Source organism: Pseudoalteromonas sp. Z1A6 (genome assembly GCF_011378745.1).
GTDB lineage: Bacteria > Pseudomonadota > Gammaproteobacteria > Enterobacterales > Alteromonadaceae > Pseudoalteromonas > Pseudoalteromonas arctica.
Genome location: NZ_WTKW01000165.1, coordinates 1 through 9,277, shown reverse-complemented (window position 1 = coordinate 9,277; position 9,277 = coordinate 1). Strand labels below are relative to the sequence as shown.

Sequence of the window (9,277 nt, the reverse complement as noted above, 5' to 3'; positions counted from 1 at the left end):
ACTATGCTTTTTTATACGGGTGGGTTTTAAGCCAGTGCTCGGCTATTTGTTCGCGCGTGGCAAACCAAACCTGATCATGCGAGCGGGCATACTCTAAAAATCGTGCGAGGGCTTTAATTCGCCCAGGGCGGCCAATTAAACGGCAATGCAAACCTATCGACATCATTTTTGGTGTGTTTTCACCTTCTGGGTCTCCTTCCTCGTATAGCGTATCGAATGCATCTTTTAAATAATTATAAAACTGATCGCCGGCATTAAAACCTTGCACAGCTGCAAAGCGCATGTCGTTTACATCAAGCGTGTAGGGCACAATGAGTTGTGGCTTGTTTTCTTTAATACTGTAAAACGGTAAATCGTCGCTGTAATCGTCAGCGTCATATAAAAATGTGCCATTTTCTACCACAAGAGCTGCAGTATTAGGGCTTGTGCGCCCGGTGTACCAGCCTTTGGGCTTTTTACCTGTGAGCTTTTTAATGACATCAATTGCTTGTTGCATATGCTCGCGCTCGGTTTGCTTATCTATATTTTGATAATTAATCCAGCGCAGGCCATGGCTTGCAATTTCGTGGCCCGCTTCAACAAAGGCTTTAGCTACATCAGGGTGGCGCTCAAGGGCCATCGCCACTGCAAAAATGGTGACCGGTATATCGTATTTTTTAAATAGTTTAAGTAAACGCCATACACCCGCTCGCGAGCCATATTCGTAAATAGACTCCATGCTTATATGGCGGTCTTCTACGTGCGGGGCACTGACTATTTCAGATAAAAACGTTTCTGCGGCTGTATCACCATGTAATACACAGTTTTCGCCGCCTTCTTCGTAATTAAGCACAACTTGTACGGCAATACGTGCTTTATTGGGCCAATTTGCATGCGGCGCATGTGGGCCATAACCAATTAAGTCTCGCGGGTAATCAGTTTTAATATGATCAGCCATATTATTTATCCTTATTTAACAAGGTTAACCAAAGTCCTAACGCTTCGCGCTCTGCGTCTGTCATTTTGGTCATATTAGCCAGTGGCATGTCTTTAGTTATTACGGCGCGGGTATGAATAAGCGCGCTGGCTTTTTTTACATCATTGATAGAGTCGAGCTTAAAACCAAGTGGCGCTGTTTGAAAAAGCTCAGAAGTAGGTGTTTCACTGTGGCACTGCGTGCAATGTATATTAATTATATTCCACGCTTCTGAGTCGCTAATACTCGCCTGTAAAGAGGCATTTTTATCGGTGTTTGGTGAGCTTGTAGGCCAAGGAGATATGGCCAGCATAAGGGTAAAAAAGGCGGCAATACCACTTACAAGTACCGAAGGCTTATTAACACCTTGATGTTTTAAATTAAAAAAGTGGCGTATCCACATGCCAATACCAAATAACGCAATTAATATAAGCCAGCCAAAGCTGTGGCTGTAGGTATAAGGAAAGTGATTGCTAAGCATAATAAATACCACTGGTAGCGTGGCGTAGTTATTATGAATAGAGCACATTTTTGCCTTTAAGCCCGGGAGCGATTCAGGAATACGGCCAGCTTCTACCTCGCTTACCATGTAGCGCTGCCCTGGCATAATAATGTGATACACATTGCCCACCATACACGTGCCAATAAGTGCACCTACATGAATATACACAGCGCGGTCGCTAAATAATTGGTCAACCCCGTAAGTCCAAAGAGCTAATATTCCAATAACTACAGCAATAAACGCTTTACCATTTTCAACCAGTGGGCTTTTGCACAATAAACGATAAACCCCATAACCAAAGCCTATAAAACCAAGGGATGCGCCAATTGCGGCAAATTTACTTAGCTCACTTTTACTGTTATCAATTAGGTATACATCGGCGCCAACATAGTAAAGTAAGCTAAATAATAAAACACCGGTGATCCAGGTTGTGTACGCTTCCCATTTAAACCAGTGCAGGGTGTGCGGCATTTCTTCAGGGCCGTTTTGATACTTAGCTACTTCATAAAAGCCACCGCCGTGCACGGCCCATAAATCGCCTTTTATGCCTTTATCTTGTTTCCACTGTGGCGGCGTTTGTAAGTTGTTATCAAGCCACGCAAAATAAAACGAAGCGCCAATCCATGCTATGCCCGCAATTACATGAAAATATCGCAGTACTAAATGAGCAAGCTCAAATAAATAGTTTTCCATTATGTTAAGCCTCTTCTAATTGCGGTGTGTGGGTTGCTGAGAACTGCTCTTTTTCATCGCGCTTATACACGGTTTTACCCATAATGTAGGTTTGTTCTATGCAGCGGTCATCGCCTAGCATCATCATGGCAAAAAGTTGCTCATGCAGTGTTTTTGCATGACCAATTCTGAACTTTAAAAACGGGGTAGCCGCATAATCCATTACAATAAAATCGGCTTCACAACCTATTTCAAAGTTACCTATGGTGCCTTCTAAATCAAGTGCTCGTGCACCGCCTAAAGTGGCGAGATACATCCCTTTAAATGCAGAAAACTTTTGGCCTTGTAACTGCTGGATTTTGTACGCTTCGTTACCTGTTTGCAGCATAGAGAAGCTTGTTCCTGCGCCCACATCGGTGCCCATGCCTACGTTAATTCCGTGTTCTTCACAGGCTTTTAAATTTAATAAGCCAGAGCCTAAAAATAAGTTAGAGGTAGGGCAGTGCGATATTGCCGCATTGTTATCGGCAAGGCAGCAAAGCTCACGCTCAGATAAATGAATGCTATGGGCAAATACCGAGCGTTTACGTACCATTTTTGCTTGCTCGTACACGCCTAGGTAATCTTCGGCATCTGGAAATAACCCTTTTACCCATTCGCACTCGTCTTTGTTTTCAGATAAGTGCGTATGCAGGTAGGTGTCGGGGTATTCTTCTAATAACTGAGTGCATTTTTTAAGTTGCTCTGGGGTTGATGTAGGCGCAAAGCGTGGCGTTACCGCATAGCTTAGCCTATCAACATTGTGCCATTTTTCGATGAGTGCTTTTGATTGATCGTAACTGGTTTGCGCACAATCTGATAAATCATCAGGGCAGTTTCTATCCATCATTACCTTACCGGCAATCATGCGTAAATTACGTTTTTGTGATTCGTTAAAAAATGCATCCACCGATTGCGGGTGCACAGTGCCAAATACTAAAGCGGTGGTGGTGCCGTTTCGTAGTAGCTCGTCTAAAAAGCGATTAGAGATTTCTTTTGAATAATGCTCACAGGTAAACTTTTTTTCGGTTGGGAAGGCATATTCGGTGAGCCAGCTTAAAAGCTGCTCGCCATACGCGCCTACCATTTCGGTTTGCGGCAAATGTATGTGGGTATCTATCATGCCGGGCATAACCAATTTGCCATCGTGGCGAATAATAGTGGCTGATTTATCTAAGCTTGGCAGTATGTCTTGCTCGTAACCAAGCTTAACTACTTTGCCTTGTTGAATAACTAACGCGCCTTTTTCAAAATAGCGATGGGCGTTGTCGCCTGCTATGGCAGGGTCGTCTACAAAATCGAGTATGTTGGCACAAACTACTGTTAAGTTATTATTGTTTTGCGTGCTCATTATTAGCTGCCTCTGTACGTTGAGTAGCCAAATGGGCTAAGTAATAACGGAATATGATGATGCTTTTTATCTTGTAATCTAAAGGTAATTTGCGCCTCTGGGTAAAACGCTGGGGTAGGTTGATTTTGATAATAACTATCTAAATCAAATACTAGCTTATAGGTTGCAAATTCTATCTCTGTATTTAGCCAGTCGGTAATACGCCCATCGCTATCGGTTGTGCCTTGGGTTAGTTGCACCCATTCGTTATTTGTAAGTTTAAATAGCTTAACAGCAACGTTTGCTGCTGGTTTTCCTGTGCTGGTATCGAGTATATGGGTGGTTATAGGGCTTTTTTTCATACTTTTATTCATAGCAATGACTCCAATCTTATTTTTGTTATTTTGGCTTGTTCGCCCGCGGCAATATTTAGCTCTGTACTGCGGGTGTTGTGTATGCGCTGCTCTATCAGCTCAAGCATTTGTTCGGCCGTTTTACCGCTGGCGCACACAATAAAAATAAAGCCAAACTTGTTCAGGTACTCTTTATTAAGGGCAATCATTTTGGTAAGTACGGCTTCGTTTGCTTTGCTCATACCTGATTGCTCATGCCCCGCTTTTTGTGCTGTAGCGGCGTACTTTTTACTTAATGTTGATAAATCACCTATTTGCGGGTGGCCTTCAAAAGCGGCTAAATAATCGCTCTCACCTAGGCAATTCCAAACGCTTTGCGCGCTTTCAAATAGGTGTTGCTGGTTTTTAAACGGGCGAATGTTTAGCATACCGCTTACCCAACTTGGTGCCGCGCAACAGTGCTCTAACGCTTGGTGAGCTTGAGCTTCATTTAGGTTGTTAATTTTTAAGCTACTCATGCGTTTACTTCCTCTTGCGTGGTGCTAATTAAGGCATTTTTTAGTGTGCGCCATTGCAAGCCTTGGCGTTTTGGTACTTGGGTTTGCATAGCTTGATAAAGGCCAATTAACTGCCCGCTAATTGATATTGCTACTTCCATAGGGAGCTTGCCTGTTACATTTTCAAGCCCAACAGGGCAGGTCATTTGCTGTATTTGGTCGGTTGTAAAATCGCGATGTGCTAGGCGTTGTTTAAAACGTTTTGCTTTAGTGTCAGAGCCAATTACACCGAGCCAATTGGCATCGGCGCGTTTAATAATGGCTTGGGTGAGTGCAAAGTCGAGCTGGTGGTTGTGGGTCAGTATTAAGTAATTGTTAGCTTTAGGGGCACGTTTTACTTGTTCTGTTGGCTCTTCATCAACCACTTTTACTACATTATTAGGGATTGATTGCGGGAATACATCGGCGCGGCTATCTATCCAGCGTATGCGCATAGGCAGCTGTGCCAATATACCAATAAGTGCTTGTGCTACATGACCTGCGCCATAAATGTCGAGGGTAAAGCGCTCGCATTGCATACATTCAAGCATAACGGTGGCAGCTCCGCCGCAGCACTGGCCTAAATTTGCACCTAGGTTAAATTGCTCAATTACTTGGGCGGCTTCGCTTTTGGCAAGTAGTTCGCGGGCTTTTTCTATTACTACGTATTCAAGGTGGCCACCGCCAAGTGTGTCGTAAATATGCTCGCCGCTTATTACCATTTTAGAGCCTGTGCTACGCGGGGTTGAGCCATTTGTGCCAAGTACCGTGGCAATAACATAATTAGTGCCGCTTTGTTCGTGCTCGTTTATAGCCTGTGCCCAATTTTGCGTATGAAAACCCTGAAACGACTCATTTAAATTAGCCATGTTGCTGCTCCTTAAACCAGCTAGCGGTTTGCTCTATTGCATTAAGTACTCGCTCGGGTGTTGCTGGCGTATCAAGTGGGGCTGAGTATTTGTAATCAGCCACACTGCTTATGGCATTACGAATAGCACTCCACACACTAAAGGCCAACATAAACGGCGGCTCGCCTACTGCTTTTGATCTAAATACGGTAGTTTCTGGGTTGGCTGAGTTATATAAATTTACGTTAAATTCGGCCGGGGTATCGCCAATGGCTGGTATTTTGTAGTTGGCTGGGCCAAAGCTTGCAAGCTGGCCTTTATCATTCCATTGTAAGTCTTCGGTTGTTAGCCAGCCCATGCCTTGCACAAAGGCGCCTTCAATTTGCCCTATATCAAGTGCTGGGTTAATTGAGCTGCCTACATCGTGGAGTATATCAACGCGGGTTACCGTATTTTCGCCGGTTAGGGTATCTACTTCTACTTCACTGAGTGCTACGCCGTGAGCGTAGTAAAAAAATGGCCGGCCTTCGCCTTTAGCTCTATCATAATGAATTTTAGGGGTGGCGTAATAACCGGTAGATGAAAGCGATATACGGTTCATGTAAGCAAGGTTTGCCAGTTCGCTAAAGCTAATTTCGCCTTTACTAAAGGTAATTAAGTTATCTTTAAATACAATACTGTTGCTATCTACTTCAAAGTGCTCGGTAATAAAATTAATTAAGCGCTCTTTTATTGTGTTTACTGCATTTAGCGCCGCCATACCGTTTAAGTCGGTACCGCTTGAGGCCGCTGTTGGTGAGGTGTTTGGTACTTTGTCGGTACGCGTAGCACTAATACTTACCGCGTCAAAATCAACCCCAAAGCCATGGGCCACAATTTGTGCAATTTTGGTGTTGAGCCCTTGGCCCATTTCGGTGCCGCCATGGTTTAAGTGAATTGATCCATCACTATATACATGCACTAATGCACCGGCTTGGTTTAAGTGTTGTACCGTAAACGAAATGCCGTATTTAACCGGCGTCATCGCAAGGCCTTTTTTTATAATAGGGGATGATGCGTTAAAGGCTTTAATAGCGGCTTTGCGTTCCCAGTAGTCACCCGATTTCTCAAGCTGGCTTATCATATCTATTAAAATATGTTGCTCTACGGTTTGATGGTACGGCGTGGTATCGCGGCCTTTTTTGTATAAATTGAGTTTTCTGATCTCAAGCGAATCTTTACCTAACTTAGCGGCTATATCGTCCATTATTAGCTCGCCCATAATCATCCCTTGCGGGCCACCAAAGCCTCTAAATGCGGTATGGCTTACGGTATTCACTTTACAGCGATTGCCTTTAATTGTCGCGGCTGGGTAGTAGTAGGCGTTGTCGGCATGAAACATGGCGCGGTCTACAATTGCATCCGATAAATCAGGCGAGTAGCCACAAAATCCGTTTACGGTAATATCGGCACCTTCTATTAAACCATTTTCGTCAAACCCTACATGGTATTGATTATAAAAAGGGTGGCGCTTACCGGTAAGTTTAAAGTCGTCGCTGCGGGCTAAGCGCATTTTAACTGCGCAGCCAAGGTAGTAAACCGCAAGGGCAGCAAGGCAAGCCCATGGTGCGCCTTGGGTTTCTTTGCCACCAAAAGCACCGCCCATACGGCGGGTTTCTACGTTTACAAAGCTAAATGGCTTTTTTAAAATTTTAGCAACTAAGTGTTGAACCTCTGTTGGGTGTTGCGTAGAGCACTGAACATGAATGCCCCCGTCGTTATCAGGTTGCGCAAGTGCTATTTGCCCCTCAAGGTAAAAGTGTTCTTGGCCGCCTATGTTTATTTCGCCTCTAAGCTGGTGGGCTGCATTATTAATAGCTTGCTCACTATTACCACGGTTAAGAGAATGGGGCGGCCTTACCCAATGTTCTTTGCTAATGGCTTCTTTAATATCGAGTATGGGTGTAGTTTGCTCGCACTCTATAACCACTAAGCGAGCAGCGCGACGCGCTATTTCATAGGTGTCGGCAACCACTACTAATACCGGTTGTCCGTGATATTGAATTTCATGGCTGGTCAGCAGTACATCACCAGGAAATACCGGGCCAATATCTAATTTACCCGGTACATCTTCGGCCGATAAAATACGTTGAACGCCTTTAACTGCCAGTGCGTGACTTGTATCTATTGATTTAATAAAGCCACTTGTAACAGGGGCGAGCACTGGGTAGGCATGTAGGCAGCCGTAAGGCTCAGGGTTATCGTCGGCAAAATTTGCACTGCCACAAACTTGTTTAATAGCGCTTTCGTGATATTTCGATTGGCCGACGCTACCACCTTGCGCTTTTAGTTTATCCATTTCAAAGTGACGCATGTGAGATCCTCGTAATGGCAATGTTGTTATTATTTTTACTGCTACTTGGCTGTGCATCGCAAAACTCAATACCAATGCGTTGTAATAAGTTTTTGCTTACCGTAGTGCGGTAATGCGCACTGCTTCGTACATCGCTCATGGGCGTAAAGTCATCGTTAATAGCCGTTGCTGCGTCTATAAAACTACTTACTTGTAATGATTGAGATATCAGCTTTTGCTCAATATGCTGCGCGCGCTTAGGAATAGCTGCCATACCGCCCATAGCGCAGCGGGCTTGCGTAATCATGTTTTGTGAATGCTCTATAGCAAGCACTAAGCACACGGTAGATATATCGTCTTCAAAGCGTTTTGATATTTTATGACACGCCAGTTTTAGTGACTCTGGGCGCTTTGGGATGGTGAACTTACTAATTACTTCATCGCTTTTAAGAACCGTTTTTTTGTAATCAATAAAGTAGTCGGCAACTTTAATAGTGCGCGTACCAGTGCTGCTTAATAAATCCATTGATGCATTAAGCGCGATTAAAAGTGGAGCTGGATCGCCAATAGGAGAGGCATTTCCTATGCTGCCACCGAGTGTGCCGCTGTTTCTTACTTGGCTTGATCCTAAGCGTTCAAAAAGCTCTTTTGACTCAGGGTAGTAATTGTAAAATGCCTCAACAAATTGGCTATAAGGTAGTGCTGCACCAATGTGTAACTCACCGTTATTATCTGCCAAGGTGCAAAGATCCTTTACTTGGCTAAGGGAGATAATTACATCTGGTAAGAGCATGTTTTGGCTAAGCTCAATGGCAAAGTCGGTGCCACCAGCAACTAAATGTGCATAAGGATAAAGCGCTTTTAGCTCAACAAGTTGCTGGGCAGTTTGTGGTAAGTAAAATTTGCGAGGACCATTTTTTAAAAATGGAATATCGTCATCATATTGCGTATTAAGTGATACTTTAAATTGAGCGGCCATTGCTGAGTACGGTTCAGCTTTACGTTCATAGCTATAGGCTTTTTCGGCTGCAAGTAATATAGGGCTATAACCTGTACAACGGCATAAGTTACCGCCAAGTGCATGAATAACCGCTTTTTTACCAGGGTACGTTGGCTCATTAATATAAAGAGCCAACAAACTCATTATTATACCGGGCGTGCAAAATCCACATTGCGAACCATGGCACTCTACCAGTGCACGTTGTACAGGGTGTAAATCGGTTAAGTTTGGGTATAAGCCAGTAGTCACAGCCTCTACCGTTACTATATGTTTTGCATGCGCATTGCCTAATAGCAATAAGCAGCTGTTCATTGTTTTGTATTGCCAACTAGTTTGCCCGTTTGCATTTATACGCTCTTCACCCACTAAAATTGTGCACGCGCCACAGTCGCCAGTTGCACATCCTTCTTTGGTGCCCACTTTCCCTTTTTTGGTGCGTAGCCAGTCCAAAATGGTGAGACTTGGCGAACATTCTTGTACTTCAATTGGCGTGTTATTTAATAAAAATTGAATCACACAGACCCCCTTAATTTTTATAAAGCCCTGATACATAAAGGCTTGGCGTATGTTTTTTCTTGTTGTTTGCGCACGGGTAACAAAAATACTTTTTAATATTAGTAAGTTTATTGCAGTTACTATGCCATTGTTGACCGCTTGGTCAGCTAATAGTTTGGGGCGGCTAAATTATCGAGGCATAGGTAATAACGGCG

The 9,277-nt window shown here is 43.8% G+C and carries 8 protein-coding genes; all 8 read right to left on the bottom strand.

Annotated features, from left to right (window positions below; translation table 11 throughout):
- Position 1 precedes the first annotated feature (1 nt).
- The 8 genes from puuE to xdhA are packed head-to-tail and all read right to left on the bottom strand — an operon-like array spanning position 2 to position 9,083.
- Positions 2-937 carry an allantoinase PuuE gene (puuE, locus tag GQR46_RS11630; RefSeq protein ID WP_165741029.1) on the bottom strand — a complete coding sequence of 312 codons (936 nt, stop codon included), beginning with the start codon at positions 935-937 and terminating at the stop codon, positions 2-4.
- A 1-nt stretch (position 938) separates the two neighbouring features.
- Positions 939-2,150, bottom strand: a complete 1,212-nt coding sequence (locus tag GQR46_RS11625; protein WP_165741028.1) for a urate hydroxylase PuuD — start codon at positions 2,148-2,150, stop codon at positions 939-941.
- A gap of 4 nt (positions 2,151-2,154) precedes the next feature.
- Positions 2,155-3,519 (bottom strand): guanine deaminase, encoded by a 1,365-nt coding sequence (guaD, locus tag GQR46_RS11620; RefSeq protein WP_165741027.1) that lies wholly within the window; start codon positions 3,517-3,519, stop codon positions 2,155-2,157.
- 2 nt (positions 3,520-3,521) lie between these two features.
- Positions 3,522-3,872: a hydroxyisourate hydrolase gene (gene uraH, locus GQR46_RS11615; RefSeq protein WP_165741026.1), complete on the bottom strand. Its 351-nt coding sequence runs from the start codon at positions 3,870-3,872 to the stop codon at positions 3,522-3,524.
- Entirely contained in the window at positions 3,869-4,369 is a 501-nt protein-coding gene (gene uraD, locus GQR46_RS11610; protein WP_165741025.1) for a 2-oxo-4-hydroxy-4-carboxy-5-ureidoimidazoline decarboxylase, read from the bottom strand. The genes uraH and uraD overlap by 4 nt, the downstream gene beginning before the upstream one ends.
- On the bottom strand, positions 4,366-5,256 hold the full coding sequence (xdhC, locus tag GQR46_RS11605) for a xanthine dehydrogenase accessory protein XdhC (RefSeq protein WP_165741024.1): 891 nt from the start codon (positions 5,254-5,256) through the stop codon (positions 4,366-4,368). The genes uraD and xdhC overlap by 4 nt, the downstream gene beginning before the upstream one ends.
- A complete protein-coding gene (xdhB, locus tag GQR46_RS11600) occupies positions 5,249-7,588 on the bottom strand; it encodes a xanthine dehydrogenase molybdopterin binding subunit (protein WP_165741023.1) in 2,340 nt (779 codons plus the stop codon). Before xdhB ends, xdhC begins: the two co-directional genes overlap by 8 nt.
- Entirely contained in the window at positions 7,575-9,083 is a 1,509-nt protein-coding gene (gene xdhA / locus GQR46_RS11595; RefSeq protein WP_165741022.1) for a xanthine dehydrogenase small subunit, read from the bottom strand. The genes xdhB and xdhA overlap by 14 nt, the downstream gene beginning before the upstream one ends.
- Positions 9,084-9,277: the final 194 nt, after the last annotated feature.